The sequence below is a fragment of the Erythrobacter sp. W36 genome (genome assembly GCF_057364935.1).
Genome location: NZ_CP200281.1, coordinates 2,519,234 through 2,543,811, shown reverse-complemented (window position 1 = coordinate 2,543,811; position 24,578 = coordinate 2,519,234). Strand labels below are relative to the sequence as shown.

The window sequence follows — 24,578 nt, the reverse complement described above, 5'->3', positions numbered from 1 at the left end:
AGGATAAGCCAATGTTTAAAGCCATAGCTCAAGTAACCGCTGTCATGGGTCTAGCCCTGGGAGCCACATTCATCGCCCCTGTCGAACGCGCCGAAGCCCGAAGTTTTGGCAGCAGCGATTGCGGCGGCCTGAACCAGAAAACCTGTTTCAGCCTGAGCAGCAGCAAACGCTGCGATTCAGGGCTTGTTGAGAAACGACAGAGCGGTCGTAACATCTGCGTTCGCCCCAGCACACCCGGCGATACAACAGGCGGATGCGGCGCGCTTGACCAGAAGACTTGTATCACTCCGATCGCCTCGAAACGGTGCGATGCAGGGCTTGTCGAACAACGCCAAAGCGGCCGCAACATCTGCGTTCGCCCCAGCACACCCGGTGATACAACCGGCGGATGCGGCGCGCTTAACCAGGTGACCTGCATCAACGTGATCGCGTCAAAGCGGTGTGATGCGGGGCTCATCGAGGTCAAGCAGCGAGGCCGCAACATTTGCATAAAAGATGAAATCGGCGCCGATACGACTCCGGATTGCGGCGGGTTGGACCAGAAAAGCTGCTGGAGCAGGCGCGTTAGCGAATGGTGCGACGCTGGTCTGATCTACAAGCCTGGTGCTTTGCTTGGCAAAGGCCGGTGCGATGCTCCTGAAACTGACAATATGATCCAATACACGCGTTCGGTCGCCTCTCGGTTCAATGCGCTGGGGTCAAACAACGAGTTCACCAAATTGCGCAACTGCCTGATTTCGCCATCACGCCTGTCACGGCTCAAACGCGAAATGGAAGCTCAGGATACCAATGGTATCAATGCCATCATTCGTGAATGCAATGTCGACATCCGCAAATTGCAGGAGGTTGCAAGCTACATGTTCTCGCAGTCTCAAAGCACTCAAGCACTGACAGCAGCGCGCAATGCCGGTGTTCCCATCACGCCTCCAGCGGATGAGGAGGAATGGGACGATGCACTTCACAAGAAGTTTCGCTTGACCATCGAATTTTCGATTGGAGCTGCGGCGGGTAGCAATGATATTGGTGGAACAATCGGTTATGCGATCCCGCTCCACGAAAAGCCGCTTGGTTCGCGCTGGTACAAAGGCAGCGACGATTATTCGAAAGGTTTCGACCTGGGAGCTGGTGCAGATATTTTATTCGGCCTTGGCTTTCCCGGTGTTCCCGGTGGTGACGATGCAACCGAAAGCGGAAGTGCTGGGATCATCGCCGCTGCTGTGATCGGAAAAGTCGGCATGTTGACCCGGATAACCGACGAAGGCGACCCGATGTTTGCCGTATTTGGCGGCGCAGGAGCAGGCCTCACAGTTGCAACCTTCGAATACGAAAACGAATTCTTCACTGACAAATAGAGAAACGTAGGCCGGGACGGTGTCTTGCTCTCAATATGGGCATGCACAATCCCGGCCTATCCTTCAATCCGACACCTTGGCTGACAAGACTTTGAGACGAGCGACCATTATGCTCTACGCTTTGAAAACACTGGCCCTCTTGGCGCTCACCGACCCGTCTATAGCTGACGGAACCACCCCTTCTTTTCATTGTATGGAAAGCGAAACGACTGTCATCTCTGGCCAAGTCCAGGATGACTTTGGCCTTGATGTTGCAGTGTGCCTATCAGGCGAAGCCACTGCGCAAACCATCACCATCCGTTGGTCGGGTGAAGGAGGCGGGTCGGAGGTTTCTTGCGGCTTTGGCGAGTGCGACGGACACATTGAGTATTCGCGCTACACCAGCCCGCATCTGACAATCCTTCAGCTTGCCTGGCGCAAGGACGGCAGCATTCAACGGCTTTACCAGACGCTTGAGAGAGCCGGGCCCGGCGAAGTTGCAACACACACGACAAGCCATTCTTGGGAAAGCGCTGGCGCAGCCAGTTCGGACGTTAGCACATACGAAGTCGTTAGTGACGCCGAGCCCTTGCATCTGATGCGCCTTGAAGGGGTTTTGTCGCCGCGTGACTGGGCCGCACCGCTCCTATCTAAAGCGCCGCAATGAGGCGCATTGTCCCGCTCTTGGTCGCAGGTTTAGCTAGCGTTGGGGTCGATCAGCCCTTCACGCAAGGCATAGGCGATCAGCTCAGCGGCGTTATGCGAGCCGGTCTTGCCCATCACGCTGGTGCGGTGGCGATCAACGGTCTTAATGCTGATGCCCAGCGCTTCGCCTATCTCGCGATTGGTGCGTCCGGTGACGACCTGGCTGAGCACTTGTCTTTCGCGATCGGTCAAATGTTCGAGATCGGCTCCATCTTGCAGCATGCGTGTGAAGCGACTGCACACGATCCTGCCTCCCTCGAGTATGCGCGGGATTGCACGGATGACTTCACCTATGTCATCACCTTTGCAAAAGACGCCGTCGGCACCGATTTCGACCATCTCAGCGATCTTACCACGCGCTTCGATACCAGTGAAGATGATAACGCGGGTCTCAGGCGACCAGCGCCGCGCTTCGAGCAGCACCTCGGTCCCTCCTGCATGGGGCATCGTGACATCGAGCATCAACAGTCCCGGCCGATGCTTGCGCACGGCGACAATGGCATCAATCCCGTTTCCGACCGCCTCGACAATCTCGATCTTTTGACCCTGAAGCGCGTCTTCATCGTTCAACGCGGCACCGAGAGCATCGCGGATAATTGCATGGTCATCCGCGATGACCGCGCTGCACACAGTCCCAAATCCCCCAGTGCGTCGCACTTTGAAAGCCCCCCAAGCCATTCGCCTTTTGGCGCTTACATCGTATACGATTGTATCAAGGGGGAAGTGCGTTTTGAATAAGCACCTTTCGGCGCTGTTGACACTCTTGGTCTTCGGGGCGGCGTTTCTAGCTGGTCCGGCCACCGCGCAAGAACATGCGCCTGTGCAGCTCGAACCAGGCCGCAGTCATGAAATGGTTGAGGGATCAGCACGCTATCTGGTCACACCACAGGGAACTGAGATCGATTTTGACGAAGCGCTCGTACGCTATCGTGCGGGCGCATTCAGTCCTAAACTCGATGCGGCAAATAGGGGTGAGTTCCATGATTGGCGCGTATGGATCGCGCTCCCCTTTGAGAGTGTGGCGTCTGAAGGCGCATATCCTATGCGCCGGGTTATTGGCATTGGTGGCATATTTGTGCGTGTACCGCGCGTTCACCTCGCCTGCGACGGCGAACCATCAAGTGAAATCCTTGCAAGCCAAACCCGCCAGGGTGGTCCGTTGAGCGCGCGCTACTTCACCTATTCCCGCTCCCAAAGCTTCACGATCGAACCTGGGCAAAGCTGCTTAGCGCTTATCAACACGGCGAGCTCGGACAACCCCAACATTGGCATTTTTCGCGAAGGAGAGCTAGGCACCCGGCAGGTGGTGGCCGTCCTCCTCAAGGGCGGATTTACCGCGACTCTGCTGATCATTGGGTTGATCCTTGCGATCGTTTCCTATCTGACATCGCGCCCGCTTGGCGTGCTAATCGGCATGGCTTACTCGCTGACGATGCTTCAAAACGAAGCGTCGCTTTTCACAACAACCTTCATTCCAGATCCGCTTGCTGCTCGTGAGGCTTGGGAGAACATCACACTCGTCACAATATTCACAATGCTGAACGTTTTCCTATTCGGTTTCCGACGCAAATTGCGGCTTGAAAACGGAATCTTGCGGATGGGTCTTGCTGCTCTCGCGATTCTCCCGGTGATCGCCATTGCACGCAATTCCAACGCCACGCCGGACATCATCTGGGCATTTTATCTCGCTCTGTTTCTCTTTGCGATCACAATTGCTTGGCGTTTCCCGATTGCTCCGCGCTTGCGTGCAGTGGCAGGCTTGATCCTGTTCAGCAGCGCTATCGGTGCTGTGGCTATCGAGCCTTATTATCTTGGTCGTGACCTTTCTGACCTCACGATTGAATGGTTCCGTGATGCAATCCGCCTTGTCGCCGGATTGGGTATGCTCCTCCTCCTACTCGTCGACGTGCTTCAAACGAGGCGAGAGCGTGCGCGAATGTTTGCCGAGCGCATCGAAGCCTTGGAAATGCAGGCTGAAACCGATCGCCGCCTGCTTGAAGCCGAGCGCGAATATGCGAGGGCTCGTGAAGCCGCGATGCGCACCAAAGCCCAACTTGCAGCCGCCAGTCACGATATTCGCCAGCCGATTGTAGGCCTACGTGCAGCGGTCGCCAGCGAAGCAGAGCGCCTGTCACCCGGCTTGCAATCGCGGCTTGGCCAAGCGATCGACTATCTCGAACATCTGACCCGCGAGTATTCGGATCGGGAAGAACCAAACCCCACTGTACAGCTCGAACAGCAGGACAAACCCTATCCGATCGAACTTGTCACCGCAGCCGTCGGAAACATGTTTGAAGGCGAAGCAAAAGAGGCTGGAGTGGAACTGGAAGTGTCTGGTTGCGGTTGTGAAACACGCGTGCCAGCCTTGGCGCTCATCCGCGCCACGAGCAATCTAGTCGCCAATGCGCTCCGCCATGCGGATCCAAGCGCGGTAATGGTCACGGCGAACAGCGAGGAAGGCCGCTGTGAGATTCGGGTCAGCGATGACGGGCGCGGGATGGACCCTAGCACGCTGGCCGCAGCGCGCGTTCCAGGAGCGAAGTCAGACTCTTCTGATGGAGACGGACTGGGGCTTGCGATCGTCAACGATCTTGCAGCGCGGCACGAGTTTGAGTTTTCTCTATCGTCACAACCGGGGGCTGGAACTTTGGCTGTGATCTCGTTCATTCAGGACAATGGTTGACGCCCCATTTATCACAAAGCACGTTCCACAATTAGCGAAATGTTTCTATGCGCAAGTCGGCAGATTTACTGTTAGCTTGCATTGGGCAGATCAATCCCAAGCTTCGTAAGACCAGCCTCTGAAAGAATTTTCGGCTGCAAATCGATCAGGTGCATATGTCCGCTATTGGGTGCCAAGATTTTGGATGGCTATGTCTTAGATTGGGGCGCATATCCGACATAACTGAAGGAGAGGAGAGAGAGCTTTGTCTTTCCTGAGCCGGGAAATCTGTGTCCCGGTCATCAGGAGACCTCCAATGATTAAGTCCCGCCGCACAGCTTCGACATCGCCAGCTCAGCGCATCACTGCCGCCATTATTGAAAAGCTTGAAGAGGGAACCAAGCCCTGGGTCAAGCCGTGGCGCGGCGTGCCGCTTTCTCGCCCGCTGCGATCCTGCGGGACACCGTATCGCGGCATGAATACATTCTGGCTCTGGATGGTGGCCGATGCCTGCGCATACGCCTCTCCATACTGGATGACATACCGCCAGTGCCAGAAGCTTGGTGGTCAGGTCAGAAAAGGCGAAAAATCGACCATGGCGATTTTCTACAAAAGCTACACCAAGGAAGTCGAAAACGCTGAAGGTGGGCAGGATACGGAGAGCCGGCGCGTGCTTAAGGCCTATTCAGTCTTCAATGCCGACCAGTGCGATGGCCTCCCCGAATTCTACCATCCCAAGCCACTGGTTGCCGCGCTTGAGCCCGAAGGCCGCGAAGAGCGGCTAGATGCCTTCTTCGCTGAGATCGACGCAGAGCTACGCCATCGTGGCGCGCAAGCCTACTACGAGCCACTGCGTGATCGCGTCACCATGCCGCCAGCCGAACTCTTCGAAGCCTATGACCATTACTATGCAACACTTGCGCATGAGCTGTCGCACTGGACTGGACATTCTTCGCGACTCGATCGAGGCCTCAAGAACCGCTTCGGCAGTGATGCCTATGCCGTCGAAGAACTTATCGCCGAGCTGTCCTCCGCCATTCTTGGTGCCGAATTGGGGTTGCCCGTCTCGCATCTCGATCATCATGCTAGCTACATCGCGTCCTGGCTCAAGATTCTTAAACAGGACGAGCGCGCAATCCTGACCGCGGCCGCAAAGGCCGAGGAGGCAGCCACTTTGCTACTCGAAATGGGCGGTCACCAATCGAGTGCCACTGAGGCTGATGTCGAACTTTCTGACGCGGCCTGAATAGGAGACTGAACTTGAGCAACTCCGTCAGCCAGCCCGCACGTACTGGCACTTGCCTTCACACCGAGTCAGTTCGGTCTAGCCGAGCGCTCCCGAACCGATCCTGGATCACTCCCAAACAACTCCTGCGCCACTCCGACACGATCCCGCACAGCCCGTTCGCTGGTCCTCGTGCCCTGGACCGGTCAGGTCCCACAGCAACCCGCGCAAGGCTGCGGCCCGTGTGGCCCGCGCCAGCCTTGCCTTGCGGGGTTTCCCGCTAACGCGGTGCGGTGGTCCCTTGTCCCGGTCCTTTTCGGACACGGCGAACAGGCCCGAGCGGAAATTCCTCCGTCGGCATTCGCCGGTCTCAGGAGGACTAAAGATATGTATGACAGTTTCGCCACCCAGCTTGCTAGGCCTCGATCTATCCGGCTTCTCGATCACGCCTGCCCCATTCAACGAATCCGACTTTCCTTGCGAGGACGCCATGTCTCACACGCTCGGAGCAGTCTGGTCCGATCTGTTCGCGCTGTTTGCCGACACCGCGCTCGAGGCCGACGCCGAGGATCTTGCTTGGGGCTTCGTCAATCTCTTTCACCGTGCAGCCAGCCGCAGGTCGACCCAAGTAGATCGGGCCTCGGACGAAATCCGCGCCCTATTGGCATCCGCCGACGGGTCCGAAGTGCATTCGTCAAACCTCGAGGAACAAACCCTGCGTGCCCAGTCTGCTGAAGCCAGCATGCAGGTGTTCGAGCAGATGCGTGAGGTTGCTGCAGGTCTCTATCGCGACGAAACCGGTTCCTCGTGGAAGCCCGTATCGGGATCGCGTGCGCGCCACTCGAAAAACATGACATCGGCCGTGATTGATGCCCGCGACTTTTTGCGCGTACGCAAGGAATGTCGTCAGGCTGCACATTCTCCCGAGGGTACTCCGGTGGTCTTTGCCGGTGGTCGCAACCGCTTCGAATGCGAGGCCGACGCCAAGACTTACGCGGCAAACATCTGGGCTACACTCGACAGGGTGCGCGAGGTCGTTCCTGACCTGTTTCTCGTACACGGCGGCGACGGTAAGGGAGCCGACAGACTGGCCGCATCTTGGGCCGAGCGCAATGAGGTGCAGCAGCTGACATTCGGGCTTGAGCGTCGTCTGGGCGCTCGTGCAGGGTTCAAGCGCAATGAGCAAATGCTTGGTCTCAGGCCTCGCTATGTGGTGGCATTTCCCGGCAATGGCGTGACCGAACGCTTAGTGATTGAGGCCAAGAGGCAACGCATCACGGTTGTTGATCGTCGCGGGCCGTTGGGCACTAGTCCCGCTTGACGGGGAAAGAGCAACTAGACCTTTCGGGTGACAAATTCCCAATCGCCGAAGACGGGCGGCCCTGTTCAAGGCCGCCCACGAGGCAAAGAACTCATTGCTGCTCCGAGGCCTACGGGTCGCAATGGCAGGGGAGTACCGAACGCAATCAATTCGATTGTAGGGTTATGAAATGCCCGAATAGATACGCCTCTGAACAGCTTCATTGCTAATCACGCGTAACCAGCGCGCCTGTGCAGCAATCTTCCGGGACGGACGCGGTTGCTGAAAACTGCGGCGCAGCACTTATCGTTCCCGCATCCGATTTTCCAAGCTACAAGATCGGCAATGCAACTCGATGATCTTCTTCTTCGCTACTTTGCCTCGACCAATTTGTCTAACGTGGCGCCAGACACTTTGGCGGCCGGGATCGAGCATTGCCGGGTCGACCTCGGTCTCGAGCAAGACAGGGGCAAGCGCTTTGCACTGTGGTCGTTCTTGCACATGTTCGGGTCCGCCCCCGACCTCGACGTGGCGTTCGACAACGAGGAAGACCGGGAGGCTGCGCGCAACTTCATGGATCTCCTGGCGGCATCGGGAGGCGATGGTGTAGGTTGATTGAAGCGGGGTCACGCGAGCCTTCAGACCCGCACCCGATACCCATCCGGCTTTCTTCGCGAACAGTCCTGAACCAGGTCAGCTGAGGAGCCGCAACCCGTTCCTTTCCGGCCGTGTTGGCAGCTGCGCTGCCTGCCCGCACCACCCGTCATGAACAGGTTCCCCTTAGAGCTTCGCTCCTGCGGTGCAGTCCTCCCATGCCCTGCTTCTTCTGGATGTTCGCAAGCCGGAGATGGTCTCCGGTTTGAGGAACTGAAGGAACTAAGATCATGACCAATATCGCAATCCTCACCGGCCGCATCGCCCGCGATCCGGACACCCGCGAGACCAAGGGCGGCACCCATGTCACCGGGATCACTGTCGTCACCGATCGCCCTGCAAGGGACAAGGACGGGAAGACCTACAAAGACGAGAACGGCTACACCGCAAAAGAAAGCGAATTCCACCGTGTGACCTGCTTCAATGGCCTCGCCAAGACCGTCGGACAGTTCTGCTCCAAGGGCCAGCTGGTTTCCGTCCAAGGCCGCATCCACTACACCCAATGGGAAGACAAGGACGGGGTCACACGCTACGGCACAGAGATCCTCGCCGACAAGGTCGACTTCCTCTCAAGGGGCAATGGCTCCGGCGAGAACGACGAGAACAAGGATGCTCCCGAAATCGACTGATCTCAGCCATCCAGCCGCCCAAGAAAGGGCTCTGTCCAAGCGGGACAGGGCCCTTTCTCGTATTCACTTTCAGTGGCTTTGAGCTGTGCGTGATGCGGAGGCTGGCTTTTGAAACAGCCGCTTTATGGCTTCTTCTTCGCCTAGTTTTCCGAGCTCATTTGCAACTTCGGATAGGCCCCTCTTTGAGAAGGTCTCTATCCCCGTTCCAAGAATAACCTGGCCCAGTTCAATGGCAGCCTGTTTCTCGAGTTCTTTCTGACGTTGGTCGAGTGCCAGCCTGTCGGCCTCCAGTTTCTGGAGTGCGGCTACAGCGCTTCGTTTCGATGGCATTGAGGATACTTCTTTCTTCCCCTCCGATGACCCTCTCCTCGGCTGACGTGGACTATCACCCGTCCTGTAGGAAAGCGATTTCCCCTTGGTTTTCGCGAACACCTGAGATCGAACGGGAGGGGAGTTTGGCTCACGGACTTTCAAGGATGATGGGCGTGCAGCTGGCGCGTCAAGGACGGCGGGGCCCCACCATTTTGCCGTCCCTTCGCTTCGCTGCAGTCCGACAAAATCGTTGCCCCCACCGCCGCTTGGCGGTCGCCCAGCCGGGCGATCCCTGACCCGCCAGCCACACACCCATCTGCCTTCCTCCTGTCGTCTTACCGACAGATATCAGGAGGATTTCATGACTGCGCTTGCATCGATTCAATCAAACTCGAACAGCTACTTCGAAGCACTGGCCACTGCCGAACGGCGGGCCTTGCACAGCTTCTTCGACCAGCACGTCGTGGAAGATAATGACCTAGGATACTTCGCCCTGGACGAGGGTGACTACAACGCCTTGCCGGCGCATCTGGCCAGCCGGGTTGTGCACACGGTGCACGGCGCAATGCTCGACGAGTTCTGAACGTCCAATGGGGCGGGAGCCGGTGACGGTTCCTGCCCCTTTTTTGTGTTCGCTGCTGGAAGAAGAGAGAGTAGTAAGGAGCGGTGCTGGTGACGCGCTCGGTCCCGCACCACCTGCGGCGGCGCTCCTGCGGGCGCGGCGTATTTGGTCTGGGCCCCGCATGCACTCCTGAGCGCCAACGGGTCGAAGCGGCGCGAGGCTGACGGGAGCGACAAACCCCGCTCCCTTATCTCGCACGCGCTTCTTTTGCCGTCAGCTTATCAGGGGTGCGTCTTGGTTGGGATGCTTGCTTCCGAACTGGCGCTTGCGGTTCGCTTCAGCGTCCCGGGCTGTTGCTTTCGCTCGATCGGCACGGCTGCCAATGCCCGTTCAAAACCCATTCCCTGTCGTTTCTGGATTTAGACCTCGCAGTGGGAAAACGGTAGCACACCGTACGCAGCGGTAGCTGCATGGGATGGCAAAAAAGCGCGAAGAAACAAAGATATTGCTTGTTGGCAGCGGTGAGCAATCAGGTGGTAGCCAAGGCACAGCAGTATCCCGCCGCAGGCAGTCCCATCGCCTCAAACTGACCGGCCATGTTGCCCGGCGAAAGTCGCTTCCTATCGGTATCACATGGGATACAGAGCTTCCCGGTTTCGGACTTCGGAAGCGCAAGTCGGGACACCTCACCTGGATTGTGAAGCATAGGCCGCGAGGCGTGCAGCGATTGGTGACGTTAGGAAGCGCGGGAGTGGCGGCAGGTGCGCTGAGCGCTCCAGCCGCGCGCGCTGCTGCGCGCAGATTGCTCATCAAGGCAACTCTTGTCGGCCTTCCGACCGCTCCCGAGAAACTAAGGGCCCCACTCTTTTCAGAATACGCTGAGGAGTTCTGGCTCGACTATTCGCCGCATTGGAAGCCTTCGACGCGCGATGCCTCGCGGGCTTGCATCGACAAGCGGCTGATCCCAAGGTTTGGAACACTCTCTGTCGACGCGATTGAACGGGCTGACATCAATCGCTGGCGAGACAGCATGGCTGACGTGGGAGGAGCCTTCAATCGCAGCATCCCGGTCATGTCGGTCATGATGCAATATGCCGAAAAACTCGGCTATCGCGAGAAGAACACCAACCCCTGTCGCGGCGTCTCTCGCTTTAAGCGGGACCTGCCGGAACGCTATCTGTCAGCTGATGAATATCGAAGGCTCGGTAAGGTGCTGGCAGAGCACGACGGTACCAATGCGTTCGTAGTCCCAGCTCTCCTGATGCTGATCTATACAGGCGCACGGGTTTCAGAGATTGCGACATTGCGCTGGCGCTACGTCCAGATACCCCGCCTCGCATTGCCTGACAGCAAGACCGGCCCAAAGACGATCTATCTCAACCCGCAGGCAATCGCTGTGCTCAATGGGCTACAACGGCGCGGAGACGATCAGCTCGTCTTCCTGGCAATGTATCGCGAAGTGCCGATCAACCTGGGCCAGCACTGGGCGACAATCAGGCGCAAGGCCGCCTTGCCCGATGTGCGCCTGCATGATCTCCGTCACAGCTTTGCCTCTGTGGCCATCGCGAAAGGGATACCGCTTGCGACGATTGGCAAGCTGCTCGGTCACGCGCTTCCCGAAACGACGGCACGATACGCGCATCTCGCGGACGAGGTCATTTCCAGAAGCGCCGACCGTATCTGTTCCAGCCTCGCAAACTCAATGGGGATGACCGCATGACCAGCTATGACCTTAAACGTATCCTCGCCGAAGAGCTCGCGCGCAACGTTCCGGGTGATGCAGGTAAGCGCCGCACGAAGTTCGATTACGTCCTTCCCGGTTTTCGCGAGCGTATCCATCCGTCTGGCAGGAAGAGTTACGTCCTGCAGCGCACGATGGGCGGCAAGCAGAGGCTCATTACAATCGGCGATGCTGCCATTCTAACCGAGCGTATCGCCAAGGATGTTGCACGCCGCCTAATCTTGAGGATCGAGCTGGGCCAGAATCCGGCGGACAAGAAGCAACGGGCGAAGAAGACGCCGACTTACGCTTCCTTCCTTCGACACTATTGGGAGGTGGCGGCTCCGACCTGGAAGCCATCCACGCTTGAGATACACGACATCTATCGGCGAACGCACTTGGAACATGCGTTCGCCGGAAAGTTCATCGACGAGATCAGGCACGCTGATGCCGTGCGCTGGCACGCAACGCTGACGCGCTCGGCAGGACCGGGCGCGGCCAACCGCGCTATGGAAATCCTAAAAGCCATGTTCGGCAAGGCTGAAGCATGGGGCTATCTCCCAGAGCATTCCAATCCCTTTCGTGGCGTAAAGCGCAACAAAGGGCGGAAGATCGAACGTTTTCTGAGCAAAGCCGAGATGGCCCGTCTTGGAGAAGCCCTGTCACAGCATCGAGCCGACAAGCCCAATGAGGTGGCGGTCATTTCGCTTCTCGCTTTGACAGGATGTCGGCGCGGCGAAATCCTCAATCTCACTTGGGGCGAGGTTCAGGGACGCAAACTCAAGCTGATCGATTCAAAGACTGGGTCCCGTATCATTTGGCTTGGTGAAGAGGCCAAGGCGATACTTGACGGTTTCCCTCGCTCGAAGAAACACGAGCGAGTTTTCCGCTTCGATATTCTGCCTGTCTCTAAAATCGAAGGGTTTTGGCGCATGCTGAGGGTCGAAGCAGGCATCGAGGATGTCAGATTGCACGACCTGAGACACAACTATGCGAGCCTCGCTGCAAGATCATCAGAAACTCTCCCGATAATTGGCAGCTTGCTTGGTCATAGCAACGTTAGAACCACCGCCAGATACGCGCATCTGGATGATGCTTACCTACGAGAAACCGTTGAGTCAGTGGGAACCGAGATAAAGAGTCAGCTCTTCGAGACGTAGCGCTAGAAGCCGACATTCTGCTAACGACCCAGAATCCGATCTAAGCAAAAGCATAATTGCTAATGCGACAGATTCTCATTTACAATAAGGGTAGAGATGATAGGTCGACTGCATATTGCTTTTCATGTGAGGGTTTATGCGTTCGATTCTACTTCTTGGCGTAAGCCTCTTGCCTTTCTCCGCCCCGGCTATTGCGCAAGATGCCGACGAAACAGCTCCTTCTCAGTCGAGCTCGATCATTGTTTCTGGCGAACGTATCGACCGCACCGTTTTTGAGACCTCATCGAGTGTCTCAGTCACAACGAGCCAGACACTCGATCAGTTTGCGGGGCCAGATACGCTTGACCGCATCTTTCTCCAGGCCGCTAACGTCACGGTTACGGGGGCTGGCAACCAGACACCGACCATCCGCGGCACAAACACAAGCGGCATCCTGACCAGCCTTGAATCGTTCTTCGGCGGTTCGCAGCCTAGAACAACCGTTCAAGTCGACGGACGCCAGCTGAGTTTCAATGAATTCGTCTATTCCGGCGAGTCAGCTTGGGACATTGAGCGCGTTGAGATTTTTCGTGGTCCGCAAACTACGACACAAGGGCGCAACGCGATTTCAGGTGCGATCTTCATCGAGACCGCCGCCCCCAACTTTGACGAATTTGAAGGGCGAGTGCGCGGCATAATTGGCGACGATGAGACGCGCCAAGTCTCTGGCGTCGTCAGTGGCCCACTTATAGGCGGACAAGTCGCCTTTCGACTGTCGGGAGATTACCGCGAGCAAGAAACGTTCATTACCCCGCTCGGCGCGGTCGAGGACATTGGTGCGGACATTCGCCAGATTGAGACCCTGAACGTTCGCGGCAAGATTGGCATCCGCCCAGCCTCACTACCCGGCTTTGAAGCACTGCTAACTTACACCCATGCTAAAACCGCGCGCCCACAGACGGATAGTGTCGACGCACCATTTGAGGAACTGGAGCGTTTCAACCCGGGTTTCTCGGTTTTCGAGACCCGTTCGGACGCGGCAATTGCGAAGCTTGAGTACGCAGACGACAGTGGCATCACAGTTACAAATACGACCACGTTTTCAGACGTCGGCGTGATCCGCCGCGCTCCGCTTGGAACGGGCAATGCTGATATTGATAGCGAGGAATTCACCAACGAGTTTGTTCTTGCGCTCGATCAGGGCAGTGGCGCGTCCGGTTTCTTCGGATCGTACTATTCCAACCTTCAATCTGATGAGACGCTGGATTTGTCTGGCTTCGGCATTGGAAGCGGGCTCTTTACCGATGAGCGCGAGAGCTTTGGTGTCTTCGCAGAAGGAACCATATCATTAGCCGATGGTCTGAGCGCCACGGCAGGAGTGCGCTACCAGCACGATAGCCAAGACCGCGATGGCGGGTTTGCAGGCATCATTCCTGTCGACTTTGACAATAGCTTCGACGCCGTCCTGCCAAAGCTCGAGTTGGTCTATCAAGCCAGTGATAATGTTAGGTTTGGGGTGAGCGCAAAGCGCGGCTACAATGCTGGCGGCTTCACGTTTAATTTCGACACATTTGCAACTGAACTGTTCGACGAAGAGACGCTTTGGAATTATGAGGCATTCGTGCGGACGCAGGCACTGGGTGGCCGCCTAACGGCAAACGCAAACTTCTTCTACACCGACTTCGACAACCTGCAGATTGCGACGCTGGTTGAACTGGGGCCTGGCTTTTTCGCCAATGTGTTCAGCAACGTGCCAGATGCACGTTCCATTGGTGCAGAGCTGGACTTGCGTTTCCAGGCCAATGATCAGTTGAGCTTGCAGGCAGGCCTCGGGATTGCGGATACAAAACTGCAAAGCAACTCAAGTGCTTAAGCGCGCTGATCACAGGCAATGAGTTCCAGCGCGCTCCTGGAGTAACGGCAGTTGGCGGGATCGTGTGGGAGCCTTTGCCGGGTTTCGAGCTGAGCGGCTTTGGCCGGTATAGTGATGGCTACTTTAGCGATGATGCGAATATCGCGGGGAACAGTGTCAGATCCTATTTCGTCGCCGATTTCCAAGTGAGCTACGAATGGCAAAGCACGCGCATTTTTGTCGATGTCACCAATGCGTTCGACAATTTCTATCCTGTATCAGTTTTTGACAATGGAGCCTTGGCCAGCGTTGGCAATCCGCGACAAGTGAGCCTCGGACTTGAATACAGTTTCTAAATCCAAGCTGCTTCGGCGTGAGGCGAGCAAAGGCCGAAAGATGAGGCGTGTGCGCGATTTGATCGTCGACTTGCACGCTTGGTTAGGGGCAATTGCGGCGCTGTTTATCCTCGCAGCCGCACTGTCAGGCATTGCTATCGCCTTTTCCGGTCCTTTGATGCAGGCAGAGACGGGGGCGTTTGGCGCAAGTAGAGGTGCCCCTCAGCAGGTCGATGCGGCAGCGCTAGACGAGATGCTTGATAAGGCACAGGTTGAGGCTGGTCCGACGTTTATGCCCCTCGGCTATCTTGGCCCCAACGCCGAAATCGTAACTGATGCGGCGATGATCTACGGCATGTCCGATATGCCTGAAAACGGGGGCGAAGTTCAAATCGTTACCTTCGATCCTGCCACGGGCGAAGTGCTTGGGCAGTTGTTCTTAGATCGAACAATCACCCATGAATTGATTGAGTTTCACGCGAACCTATTGATGGGAGATATCGGCGCGATTTGGGTTGCACTCATTGGGATCGTGATGGCGGCATTGGCTTTGGCCGGGCTCTACCAATGGTGGCCAATTCGTGGTTCGGCTCTCAAGAAAGCGGCCGTTTTTCGGCTTGGTAAGGGCCTTCCTCGGCAAAGCTGCAAGTTGCACAGCCTTTCTGGGTTCTGGCTATCGATTGCGATTATGGTTTGGGCGCTCACCGGCGTTTACTGGTCGCAGCCTCAATGGTCATCCGCCTTTATACCTGAAACCTCGGCTTTGCCTGCAGAGTTGGAGCAGGAATGGAGCAAACGCCAATGCTCCGAAAATGTATCGGCCGCGAGCGCACTGTCTGCGGCCATTGGGCAGTTTCCGGGCGCAAAGTTGTTTGAAGCTGAGTTCGCAGCGCCGTGGCAGGAATACCATGCGATCCACATGACGAGAGGCAATGACTTCGACCTGACAGATGGCGATATCCGCGTCTGGGTTCACGCATCTTGTGATGGCCTAATTCACTCAAGCGATGCCGCTCAAGGTTCGGTGCTGCAGAAAGCTGGCGCATCAAGTGCGGCAATCCACTCAGGCCGGTCATTCGGTTGGCTCCGAGTGCCATTTGTAACCTTGGTAGGATTGGCGCTGATTCTGCTGTCAGTTACTGGCCTGCACCAATGGTGGCGACGGATACGGCGAAACTAACGGTCACAGACGGCCAGTATCGGTCCATTGAATTGCGACAAAGGTGAAAATTCCTTGGAGTCAGGTACTCCAAATACGCTCGATAGGATTTACAATGAAAACGACTTTGAAAGTTTGGACTGGCCTTGGCATTGCGACCGCATTGGTTGGGGTCGGTCTCACTGGCTGCTCTGAGGAAGCGAATACTGGCGCAACGAGTTACAGCGATGATGCGGCGCAAACAGGCGAAGCTGGCGAAGGCGACGGTGAAGGTGGCGAAAGCGGTGAAGGAGGCGTCGAGGTAGGCGCTGCTAGCAGTGACCCTATCGTTTACGGCACGGCACTTGCCATTGTTGAAGCGCATGTGATTGCTGCCCGCGACGCTTTCGCAGTTGGTCAGACAGATGCCGCCGCTGAGATGTTCGCACACCCAGTGTCAGAAGTCTTAGTCGATATGGACCCTGTCTTTGCCGAGCTGGGCGTGAGCGATTTCAAACAAGCTCTAATGAACGCGTCAGCTGGCGTTTCGAATGGTGAGAGTGCCGAGCAGATAAATGCGCACTACGACATCGTTATCGAAGCTTTGCGCGCAGCTGCAGAAAAAGCTCCGAATGACGGATCGAGCGAAGCTTCGATTGTCGGCGGCATCTCTGCCGAAATGGTCGAACGAGCAATCGCAATGTACGGCGAGGCGGCGAGTTCAGGTAGGTACGAACCATACCTCGACGGCTACGGTTTTTACAAAGCTGCGGAGACAGCTTTCAATACATCAGCCACTGTTGTTGAAGGGGAGAATGGAGCGCTTCATAGTAGCATGGCTGAAGCCATGGCTTTGCTCGAAGCAGCATACCCAAGCGCGGAACGTCCAGTTAATCTTGATGCCAACCAGAGCCAGCTGAAAGCGGCGGGTTCAAAGGTGCTTCTCCACCGAGCTTCGTCCTAGTGCTAGGGTTAGCACTTGCTTGTCAGTTGTGTTCCCATGGCAATCTGCCGTCAGATTGGGCGCTGTGGAGCTGGCTAACGCAATCGGATGAGCGGCATTCGGACTGTCCGCTTCAATTCCCAATTCAAGACAGCGTGCAGCGGCTAGAACTGGGCCGTCCGCGGAATTGCTGCTTTTAGCATCTGAATCTTCGGAATCCGACAGTCAGCAGTCGACCCATTTGCAGACTAACTAACACTCACCCAAGAGCTCAGCTGAGTCACAGGCCGCATCTTACCGAGGTCTTAGATCGCAGAGCTGAAGCGCCGCTGTGAGACTTCTCTAAACTGATCAAATTGCGCCGCTATGGCCCTCGCATATGGCAGGCCTGCTGGTTGAATTACAAAGGTCATCCCATCGAACCGGGCCAGGCCGCGTTCGATGAAACGGTCCAGTTTCATCCCGCTTGCAGCGTAAACGCATGGCGGTAGCACCGCTGAACCCTTGCACAGCAAGTCTTCTATCACCTTGCCTCGCATCTGATCTTCGCGATTTCTCACCACGCCAACATTTGACGTGAGCATGCCTTGCGACGCCATCATGCGGTAGCGGCCGTTGTTCTTCTCGTTTTGAGCGATGAGATGTGGAAAGCCGCTGATTGAGCTTGCCCCAAGCCCGATCAGCACCTCGCCGGGGTCATCGCTGAAACCTTGAAAGTTGCGGCGCAATTGGCCTGTTCGGGCTGCTATTGCCATTGGGTCCATGCGGCAAGGCAAAATGGTCAAAGCCTATCGCGTCATACCCTTCATCGGTCAGAAAATCATGCGCCATCGCCGCCATCTCAAAGCGTGCCTGCGCGCCCGGCAAGGCAGCCTCATCAATCACTTTTTGGCGGGCGATCAGATGCGGCACATGGGCATAGCCAAAGACGGCAATACGGTCCGCGCCAAGCAGCTTTGTATATTCAAGGCTATCTGCAAGATCTTCTTTGCTTTGATGGGGCAAGCCATACATCAGATCAAAGTTGAGCGAAGTTACGCCCGCACCGCGCAGCCAATCAATGCTGCGGCAGATCATTGCATCACTCTGCTCGCGTCCGATTGCCTTTTGGCACCGCGCTGAAAAGGTCTGCACGCCCATGCTTGCGCGGGTTATCCCGGCCTCGGCAATGGCTTCAGCCCAGACGCTGCTCATGGAGCGCGGATCGAGCTCTATCGACCACTCGAATTCGCTGAGCCAAAAATTGCGGGCCAAGGCATCGACCAAATCGATAAACTGCCCGGGTTCAATCGCATTCGGGCTGCCGCCACCAAAGGCAATGCGGCGAACCTTGGCATCGCGCGGCAAAAGCGCGGACACCGTTTCGATCTCGGTATGGATCGCGGCAAGGTAACTTTCGACCCGCTGTTTGCGATTGGCCTTGCTCGTATTGCAGCCGCAATAATGGCAAATGCTCTCGCAAAATGGGATATGAAGGTAGAGCGAGATGTCCCCGCTGGCGCCCTCAATCGCATGCGATAGCGCGGTGTTGGGAAGCTCGCCAAAGTCGGCGGCGGTCGGATAGCTCGTGTAACGCGGCACGGGCGTTTCGAGCAGTTCAGGATGATAAGGCCACATGAGCGGACATAGAGCTGCTCAAAGACAATGCGTCTTTGAGCTAGATCAAACTGCGCTCAATTGTCCGGCAGTTTCCCGGTGGGTTTTGCCTTTTCGCGGCATGTGCCCGCATGGCAGGCCTGTTGATGACAATCGCGTTCAGGCTTTTCATCCTCATCACCCAGCGGAATGACGATTTGCCCGCCATCGCACAGCCCCATGGTGAGAGTGCGTTGTTCGTCAGGCATGGGCAAGGGTCCGGTCGCCATTGGAATGATCGCCGCGAGCGTAATGATGATGCCGGCGTTCATTGTTCCGTATCCTCTTCATCAATCAAAATGCGCGCAGCCGCGCCGTCCATATCCTCGTATTGCCCCGAACGCATGGCCCAGAAGAACGCAGCTAAACCTGCGGCCCCCATCAAGAGCGCGATGGGGATCAAAAAAGCAAGATTGGTCATCGCGCATCTCCGTTCGCGCTGCGGGCTAGACGAAGGGAGTTGGCGACTACGACCAGCGAGCTGATCGACATCGCGATAGCTGCAATCAGCGGCGTGACGTAGCCAAACAGGGCCAATGGCACTGCAAGTGCATTGTAACCGATCGCAAAGCCGAAATTCTGCCGCACGATCACCATCGTTCGCCGGGCGACTTGGATTGCAAGGGCAACGGGAAACAATTTCTCACCGATAAACACCGCATCTGCCGCCTGCTGGCTCGCATCGCTGGCGGTGCCCGGCGCAATCGACGCGTGAGCGGCGGCAAGAGCGGGACCGTCATTGAGACCATCGCCCACCATGAGTGGCCGCCCCCTGCATCTTTCAGGGTATTCAGAGCCGAGAGTTTGTCTTGCGGAGACGCTTCGGCTGCGAACGGGATCGAAAGCTGGTTGGCCACGCGCTGGACCGGCGCACTGCGGTCACCCGATAATATGCTCGCATCAACGCCGTGCTTGGCCAGATGTGAAAGCGTTGGCGCACAATCGCTGCGCATAGGATCGGTGAAGTGCAAGACGTGCTGATCATCGCCGATCAATAGCGCCGTGGCTAGGGCGTGCCCTGCATCGTTAGGCCGTTCAAGCGCGACAGTGACGCCGTTCCACTGTCCCCGAATGCCTTGCCCGCTCTGTTCTGAGATATCAGAGAGGGCTGCCGGAGCAGCGCCTGCTTCGCGCAAGGTTAGCGCTAGTCCTTTGCTCAAGGGGTGCCTGCTCGATTGAGCCAGCGCCAAGGCGATGCCGCGCGCCTCTTCATCAAGCGCTGCGATGTCAGCGCGCGGCTTCCCCAAGGTCAGCGTGCCGGTCTTGTCGAAGAGCGCCACGTCCACCTCTGCAAGGCGTTCCAGGGCGCTGCCATCCTTCACCAACAGGCCGCGTTTGAGAAGCGCGCCTGAGGCCACAACCTGAGCGGTGGGCACCGCAAGGCCCATTGCGCAAGGGCAGGTGATGATAAGCACGGCAATGGCAATGACCAGCGATTGGTGCCAGCCAGCCCCAGCGATCATCCATCCGACAAAAGCCAATGCTGCGAGCGCGTGAACCACGGGGGCATACAGCCGCGATGCGCGGTCCGCGATGCGGACATATTGGCTGCGCGATTGACCTGCTTCATCCATTAGTCGCGCGATTTCGGCGATGGCGGTATCATCGGCAGTTCGGGTCAATCGAATTTGGATGGGCGCTGCGATGTTGATTGCGCCTGCGTGTATTTCGGAACCCACGCCGATGCGCTCTGGTGCGCTTTCCCCGGTTAGCATCGAGTTGTCGATTGAGCTTGCGCCGTCTTCAACCTCGCCATCGGCAGCCAAAGCCTCGCCAGCGGCCACCAACACCAGCATTCCAGGCTCCAGTTCACGAGCAGGCACACGGCGCGCGGTGCCATCGGGTCCGATCACGCTGGCTGATTTGCCCATCCGCCCGAGCAAAGCGCCGATTTCGGCCCGCGTGCGTGTGCGCATCTCTGCATCAAGTGCGCGGCCCGCAAGCAGGAAGAACAGCAGCATCACCGCGCTTTCGAAATAGGCGTGCGGACCGCCGGTAATGGTCTCATATAGGCTCAATGCAGTGGCCAGAACGACGCCAATAGAAATCGGCACGTCCATGTTGGTGCGGCCATGTTTGATCGCCATCCACGCCGATGCAAAGAACGGCCGCCCGGCATAGGCGATAACGGGCATAGCGATGAGAGCAGAAAGCCAATGGAACAGATCGCGGGTCGCACCCTCGGCCCCTGACCATATGCTCACGGAAAGCAGCATGACATTCATCATGCCAAAGCCCGCAACGCCCAAAGCGCGCATCAACCTTTTGCGTTCGCCCGCCTCTTGGCCAAGCGGGTTGTCCTCAACCTGTTGCGCCTCAAAACCTAAGTTTAAGAGCGCTTCGGTGAGATCCTCTTCATGCAATCCTACATCATGTTCAATCGCCACGCGTTTGGCCGAAAAGTTGACGCGCGCTGCATTGACACCGGCAACCTTAGGCAGCTCGCGTTCAAGCTTGGCGATGCATCCAGCACAGCGCATGCCCGGCACGGTAAAGCGCGTCGTGCTGGTTGCCTCCTCGGCGATTGTAGGGGTGGCGACCAGCGTGTTCATCTAAGTTCCGCTTCGCTCGACCAATTCTCGCCCGCAGCTTCGATTGTGATGCGAATGGTCCATCGCCCTTCAGCCACAGGATCGGTTGAGCGGTAGGCATCGCCGCTCGCAGATTCGCCCATAGCTTCGAATGCCAAAGTGGCATAGTCGCGCACCCCGATGGGGCGGCGCAGCTCAGCGGTGATGGCCGCACCCGCAGGTACGCCATTGGTGGTGAGGTCAACATACCCGTCTGCAGTGCGTCTGGCATCGACTTCCCACCCCAATGCGCGGTCCGCTTCGGCCTCTTCCAGCCAGGTGTTGAATCGCTGGCTGGCGACGTAGGAATTTTTGACCACCACGCCGTGGAAACCGCCTGTGGCAAAGCTCGCCATGGTGAAATTGACCGCTGCTACAATCCCAAATCCAACGACAAGGATCACGGCCATATGACGGCCAGTGAACTGGGTTCTGGTGGGCTTCGCGCTCATCAATTGCCTCCTGGCATGGCGAATGTGGTGGGTACGGTGTCTTTTTCGCGCTGCTCATCCAGCGATGTCAGCTCAAAGCTGAATTGATCCGCTGCGCTGCCTGCGGGCACGGTGACATAAGCGCGAACAACGCGGGTTTCGTCCGCTGGCACGGCGATGGTCTGCGCGGGTGCGGCCGCATCACTGCCGATCCCGTCGGTCCACAAGACGGCGCCCTCAGGCAGACCTGCCAAAGCGATTTCCATATCGCGCGGCCGCCCCTCCATATTGCGGAGGCGCAAGGTGTAGGCATTGCGAACCGATCCATCCTTTAAGAGCATAAAGGCAGGGTTACGGTCCGGAGAAACGGTCAGATCGGTGTGCGAGCGGGTGCCCAGCGCAAACAGCATCGCAGCACCAATCGCGCCCCAAATGCCGAAATAGATGAAGGTGCGCGGCCGTAGCAGCGCTTTCCAAGCCGGGGTCGCTGGCGCACCCGCCGCCTCTGCCTCGCATTGATCCAGCGTCGCATAATCGATGAGGCCGCGCGGACGCCCGATATCCTTCATCACGCGGTCGCAGGCATCAATACACAGCGCACAGGTGATGCAGCCGACCTGTTGGCCTTCGCGGATATCGATACCGGTCGGGCACACCGCAACACATTCGCGGCAATCGATGCAATCGCCGAATTTCTCAGGTTCTTTTTGCGCTTTCTTGAGGCTACCGCGCTGCTCCCCGCGCCAATCCTTATAGGTCACGATCAAGGACTGCTCATCGAGCATAGCAGCCTGGATACGCGGCCATGGGCACATGTAGATGCACACCTGCTCGCGCATAAAGCCGCCCAGCCAGAAGGTGGTTCCGGTAAGCACTGCGACGGTCATATATGCAACAGGCGAGGCGGTGCCGGAAAAGAACTCGGCGAACAAAGTGGGCGCATCGGCAAAGTACAAGATCCAGGCCCCGCCAGTGACCAGGCTTATAAGAAGATAAATACCCCATTTGCCGCCTCGCCGGGCAATTTTTGAAGGTCCCCAAGGAGCCTTATCCAGACGCATGCGGGCATTGCGGTCTCCGTCGATAAACCGGTCGACATGCTGGAAGAGATCGGTCCACACGGTTTGCGGACAGGCATAGCCGCACCAAGCGCGTCCAACCGCACTCGTCACAAGGAACAGACCGATGCCCGCCATGATCAGCAGGCCTGCGACGAAGTAAAACTCGTGCGGCCAGATCTCGATATCGAACATATAGAACCGGCGGTTCGCAAGATCGATCAGCACTGCTTGATCAGGCGCATAGGGGCCGCGATCCCAGCGCAGCCATGGCGTCACATAATAGATCGCCAGCGTGACCACCATGACCAGCCATTTGAAACGGCGAAACGGACCATCGATCCGTTTGTTATGGACGCTTTTGCGTTTTTCATAGAGCGGGCCATCAACCGGAGGACCGCCGGTTGGGCCCCCGCTTGAATCGGTGCGAGTGACCCCGGTCTTATCAAGCGCATCGGCCCATTTGCCAGGCTGTTGGAGTTGGTCAGAGGCGGTCATTGCCCTCCGCTCCCGATACCTCTGCCTGAGCCACATCTGGCTCGTCAGGTTCTGCCGCTGGCCTGTCTGGGGCGGTTTCTTCCCCGCCCCCGCGTGAGTGGACATAAGCCGCCAGCATACGGATTGTGACTGGGTCGAGCTTGTCGCTCCAGCCGGGCATCACGCCATGGCGCGGGGCAAGGATTTGCTGGCGAATGCTCGCCTCGCTTTTCCCATAAAGCCAGATCGCATCGTTGAGCGCTGGTGCACCTTGTGCGTGGTCTCCTGCCCCCGATGGTTGGTGGCAGGCCGCGCAGTTCGCTGCATACAGTTCAGCGCCCGCGGCATTGCTGGAGCCATTCCCGCTGAGCGAGAGGACATGATCGACCAGAGCATCAACTTGGGCGCGATCAAAGATGCCCTCAAAGGCGGGCATATAAGTGATCCGGGTTTCGTCCGATCCATCCCAGCGGATGCCGTGGGTTAGAGTGTATTCAATCTCACCAATCTCACCGCCCCAAATCCAGTCGTCATCATTGAGGTTGGGATAGCCATATTGCTCATACCCAGCCGCGCCCGCGCCATGGCATTGGATACAATGCTGTTTGAACGCCGCGGCGCCCCCGGCGATGGCTTGGCCCATCAGTTCAGGGGATGCCTGTAAATCCTCTGCATCGGTTGCCGCGATGAGAGCAAAAGTCTCTGCTCGCGCCGCCTCTGCCGCCTCCATTTCGCGGGCCAATTCGCCGCGAGAGGACCAGCCGAGCGTGCCTTCTGTCGCTTGTTCAACCAGAGGCCAGGCGGGATACAGCACGACATAGACCACGCTCCACGCAATCGTTGCGTAGAACGTCCAGAGCCACCAGCGAGGGAGGGGCGTGTTGAGCTCCTCAATCCCATCCCATTCATGGCCGACCAGCTCTGTGCCTGTGGGTTCATCAACACGATTTTTATCAGCCATCATGATCGTCCTTGAAAATCGAGTGCTTGGCTTCCTCTACTCCCGCCTTGGAGCGTGGGAGAAAGCTCCAGCCGCACAGCACAAGATAGAGCGCGAAGATCACCACTAGACCATAACTGTCGGCAAGGTGACGCAGCGTTTCGTAGAAGCTCATCGGCCAAGCTCCTCTGCCAGCTCAGTCTGAGCGGCGGCTTTTTCGACATCGACCAAAGTGCCGAGCATTTGCAGATAAGCGACCAGCGCATCCATTTCTGTCACGCGCGTGGGATCACCATCGTAGTCGCGGATTTGTGCTTTGGGATAGCGCTCTTCGAGGTCGCCGGGATCAAGTTCCGGAGTGGCTTGAGCGAAAAGGTCGCTCTCTGCCATTTCAATATCAATGTCAGAATACGGCACGCCGACACGGCTGAGGGCTGTCAGCTTGGCTGATGCATCGGGAACTTTCAGCGTTGTCTCAGCGAGGAAGGAATAGCTCGGCATAATGCTCTGCGGCACCATGCTTTGCGGGTTCTTCAGATGCTGGACGTGCCAGATGTCTGAATAGCGGCCGCCAACTCGTGCAAGATCTGGCCCAGTGCGTTTTGATCCCCATTGGAACGGGTGATCATACATGCTTTCAGCCGCGAGCGAGTAGTGGCCATAACGTTCCACTTCATCGCGAAATGGCCGGATCATCTGGCTGTGGCAGGTGTAGCAACCCTCACGGATATAGATATCGCGCCCGGCTTGCTCGAGCGGAGTGTAGGGCCGCATCCCTTCGACTTCCTCGATCGTATTGTCGATCCAGAACAACGGGGCGATTTCGACGATCCCGCCGATCGCCACGACGATAAGAGTCCCCGCCGCCAGCAGTGTGACGTTCTTCTCAATTGTCTTATGGCCCTCGAACGTGCCTTTTGAGGAAGTGGGTTTTGGTGAGTTGGTGCTCATCTTCATAAG

Annotated in this window: 24 protein-coding genes and 2 pseudogenes; 14 read left to right on the top strand and 12 right to left on the bottom strand. The window is 57.4% G+C overall.

The genetic code is table 11. From position 1 onward, the window contains the following. The first annotated feature begins 11 nt into the window (after positions 1–11). Together AC0V6U_RS12425 and AC0V6U_RS12420 are read left to right on the top strand one after the other, a co-directional pair. The gene (locus AC0V6U_RS12425) at positions 12–1,352 is read left to right on the top strand and encodes a hypothetical protein (protein WP_472643478.1); all 1,341 of its coding nucleotides are present in this window, start codon (positions 12–14) and stop codon (positions 1,350–1,352) included. A gap of 193 nt (positions 1,353–1,545) precedes the next feature. After that, positions 1,546–1,998 (top strand): hypothetical protein, encoded by a 453-nt coding sequence (locus tag AC0V6U_RS12420; RefSeq protein WP_472643477.1) that lies wholly within the window; start codon positions 1,546–1,548, stop codon positions 1,996–1,998. A 29-nt stretch (positions 1,999–2,027) separates the two neighbouring features. On the opposite strand, the gene AC0V6U_RS12415 is transcribed toward AC0V6U_RS12420, so the two are convergent. Continuing rightward, positions 2,028–2,693 carry a LuxR C-terminal-related transcriptional regulator gene (locus AC0V6U_RS12415; RefSeq protein WP_486169484.1) on the bottom strand — a complete coding sequence of 222 codons (666 nt, stop codon included), beginning with the start codon at positions 2,691–2,693 and terminating at the stop codon, positions 2,028–2,030. 97 nt (positions 2,694–2,790) lie between these two features. On the opposite strand from AC0V6U_RS12415, the gene AC0V6U_RS12410 reads away from it, so the two are divergent. The 5 genes and pseudogenes from AC0V6U_RS12410 (at position 2,791) to AC0V6U_RS12390 (ending at position 8,506) form a co-directional block, all read left to right on the top strand. Continuing rightward, positions 2,791–4,719, top strand: a complete 1,929-nt coding sequence (locus AC0V6U_RS12410) for a sensor histidine kinase (protein ID WP_472643475.1) — start codon at positions 2,791–2,793, stop codon at positions 4,717–4,719. A gap of 295 nt (positions 4,720–5,014) precedes the next feature. Continuing rightward, entirely contained in the window at positions 5,015–5,944 is a 930-nt protein-coding gene (locus AC0V6U_RS12405) for an ArdC family protein (protein WP_472643474.1), read from the top strand. Positions 5,945–6,310: 366 nt separating this feature from the next. Then, a pseudogene (locus tag AC0V6U_RS12400) lies at positions 6,311–7,244 on the top strand (DUF2493 domain-containing protein). Between the two features lie 324 nt (positions 7,245–7,568). Further along, entirely contained in the window at positions 7,569–7,838 is a 270-nt protein-coding gene (locus tag AC0V6U_RS12395; RefSeq protein ID WP_298336024.1) for a hypothetical protein, read from the top strand. Positions 7,839–8,107: 269 nt separating this feature from the next. Beyond that, a complete protein-coding gene (locus AC0V6U_RS12390; protein ID WP_472643473.1) occupies positions 8,108–8,506 on the top strand; it encodes a single-stranded DNA-binding protein in 399 nt (132 codons plus the stop codon). Between the two features lie 69 nt (positions 8,507–8,575). Here AC0V6U_RS12390 and AC0V6U_RS12385 read toward each other — a convergent pair whose 3' ends face one another. Next, positions 8,576–8,836 (bottom strand): DUF6437 family protein, encoded by a 261-nt coding sequence (locus tag AC0V6U_RS12385; protein WP_298336028.1) that lies wholly within the window; start codon positions 8,834–8,836, stop codon positions 8,576–8,578. A 343-nt stretch (positions 8,837–9,179) separates the two neighbouring features. Here AC0V6U_RS12385 and AC0V6U_RS12380 point away from each other — a divergent pair, with 343 nt between their 5' ends. From AC0V6U_RS12380 to AC0V6U_RS12350, 7 genes are all read left to right on the top strand, one after another. Further along, the gene (locus AC0V6U_RS12380; protein WP_298336030.1) at positions 9,180–9,401 is read left to right on the top strand and encodes a hypothetical protein; all 222 of its coding nucleotides are present in this window, start codon (positions 9,180–9,182) and stop codon (positions 9,399–9,401) included. Positions 9,402–10,131: 730 nt separating this feature from the next. Further along, complete coding sequence (locus tag AC0V6U_RS12375; RefSeq protein WP_486169483.1) at positions 10,132–11,100, top strand: tyrosine-type recombinase/integrase; 969 nt, start codon at positions 10,132–10,134, stop codon at positions 11,098–11,100. Further along, a complete protein-coding gene (locus tag AC0V6U_RS12370; RefSeq protein ID WP_472643470.1) occupies positions 11,097–12,260 on the top strand; it encodes a tyrosine-type recombinase/integrase in 1,164 nt (387 codons plus the stop codon). Before AC0V6U_RS12375 ends, AC0V6U_RS12370 begins: the two co-directional genes overlap by 4 nt. Positions 12,261–12,396: 136 nt before the next feature. Beyond that, positions 12,397–14,112 (top strand): TonB-dependent receptor, encoded by a 1,716-nt coding sequence (locus AC0V6U_RS12365; protein WP_472643469.1) that lies wholly within the window; start codon positions 12,397–12,399, stop codon positions 14,110–14,112. A gap of 62 nt (positions 14,113–14,174) precedes the next feature. Beyond that, positions 14,175–14,447, top strand: coding sequence for a hypothetical protein (locus tag AC0V6U_RS12360; protein ID WP_486169482.1), 273 nt, complete (start codon positions 14,175–14,177; stop codon positions 14,445–14,447). 40 nt (positions 14,448–14,487) lie between these two features. Next, entirely contained in the window at positions 14,488–15,606 is a 1,119-nt protein-coding gene (locus tag AC0V6U_RS12355) for a PepSY-associated TM helix domain-containing protein (RefSeq protein WP_472643467.1), read from the top strand. Positions 15,607–15,700: 94 nt separating this feature from the next. Next, the gene (locus tag AC0V6U_RS12350) at positions 15,701–16,528 is read left to right on the top strand and encodes a hypothetical protein (RefSeq protein WP_472643466.1); all 828 of its coding nucleotides are present in this window, start codon (positions 15,701–15,703) and stop codon (positions 16,526–16,528) included. A 284-nt stretch (positions 16,529–16,812) separates the two neighbouring features. On the opposite strand, the gene AC0V6U_RS12345 is transcribed toward AC0V6U_RS12350, so the two are convergent. The 10 genes and pseudogenes from AC0V6U_RS12345 to ccoO form a co-directional block, all read right to left on the bottom strand. Then, on the bottom strand, positions 16,813–17,235 hold the full coding sequence (locus tag AC0V6U_RS12345; RefSeq protein ID WP_472643465.1) for an oxygen-independent coproporphyrinogen III oxidase: 423 nt from the start codon (positions 17,233–17,235) through the stop codon (positions 16,813–16,815). Next, positions 17,204–18,124: a radical SAM protein gene (locus tag AC0V6U_RS12340; protein WP_472643464.1), complete on the bottom strand. Its 921-nt coding sequence runs from the start codon at positions 18,122–18,124 to the stop codon at positions 17,204–17,206. Before AC0V6U_RS12340 ends, AC0V6U_RS12345 begins: the two co-directional genes overlap by 32 nt. A 56-nt stretch (positions 18,125–18,180) precedes the next feature. Next, entirely contained in the window at positions 18,181–18,414 is a 234-nt protein-coding gene (locus AC0V6U_RS12335) for a hypothetical protein (protein WP_472643463.1), read from the bottom strand. Beyond that, the gene (ccoS, locus tag AC0V6U_RS12330) at positions 18,411–18,563 is read right to left on the bottom strand and encodes a cbb3-type cytochrome oxidase assembly protein CcoS (protein ID WP_472643462.1); all 153 of its coding nucleotides are present in this window, start codon (positions 18,561–18,563) and stop codon (positions 18,411–18,413) included. The genes AC0V6U_RS12335 and ccoS overlap by 4 nt, the downstream gene beginning before the upstream one ends. Then, a pseudogene (locus tag AC0V6U_RS12325) lies at positions 18,560–20,694 on the bottom strand (heavy metal translocating P-type ATPase). Before AC0V6U_RS12325 ends, ccoS begins: the two are co-directional and overlap by 4 nt. Further along, the gene (locus AC0V6U_RS12320; RefSeq protein ID WP_472643461.1) at positions 20,691–21,164 is read right to left on the bottom strand and encodes a FixH family protein; all 474 of its coding nucleotides are present in this window, start codon (positions 21,162–21,164) and stop codon (positions 20,691–20,693) included. The pseudogene AC0V6U_RS12325 and the gene AC0V6U_RS12320 overlap by 4 nt, the downstream one beginning before the upstream one ends. Beyond that, positions 21,164–22,699, bottom strand: a complete 1,536-nt coding sequence (gene ccoG, locus AC0V6U_RS12315; protein WP_472643460.1) for a cytochrome c oxidase accessory protein CcoG — start codon at positions 22,697–22,699, stop codon at positions 21,164–21,166. Before ccoG ends, AC0V6U_RS12320 begins: the two co-directional genes overlap by 1 nt. After that, entirely contained in the window at positions 22,686–23,639 is a 954-nt protein-coding gene (ccoP, locus tag AC0V6U_RS12310) for a cytochrome-c oxidase, cbb3-type subunit III (RefSeq protein WP_472645762.1), read from the bottom strand. Before ccoP ends, ccoG begins: the two co-directional genes overlap by 14 nt. Further along, positions 23,632–23,793, bottom strand: coding sequence for a cbb3-type cytochrome oxidase subunit 3 (locus AC0V6U_RS12305; RefSeq protein WP_472643459.1), 162 nt, complete (start codon positions 23,791–23,793; stop codon positions 23,632–23,634). Before AC0V6U_RS12305 ends, ccoP begins: the two co-directional genes overlap by 8 nt. Beyond that, on the bottom strand, positions 23,790–24,569 hold the full coding sequence (gene ccoO, locus AC0V6U_RS12300) for a cytochrome-c oxidase, cbb3-type subunit II (RefSeq protein WP_472643458.1): 780 nt from the start codon (positions 24,567–24,569) through the stop codon (positions 23,790–23,792). Before ccoO ends, AC0V6U_RS12305 begins: the two co-directional genes overlap by 4 nt. Positions 24,570–24,578: the final 9 nt, after the last annotated feature.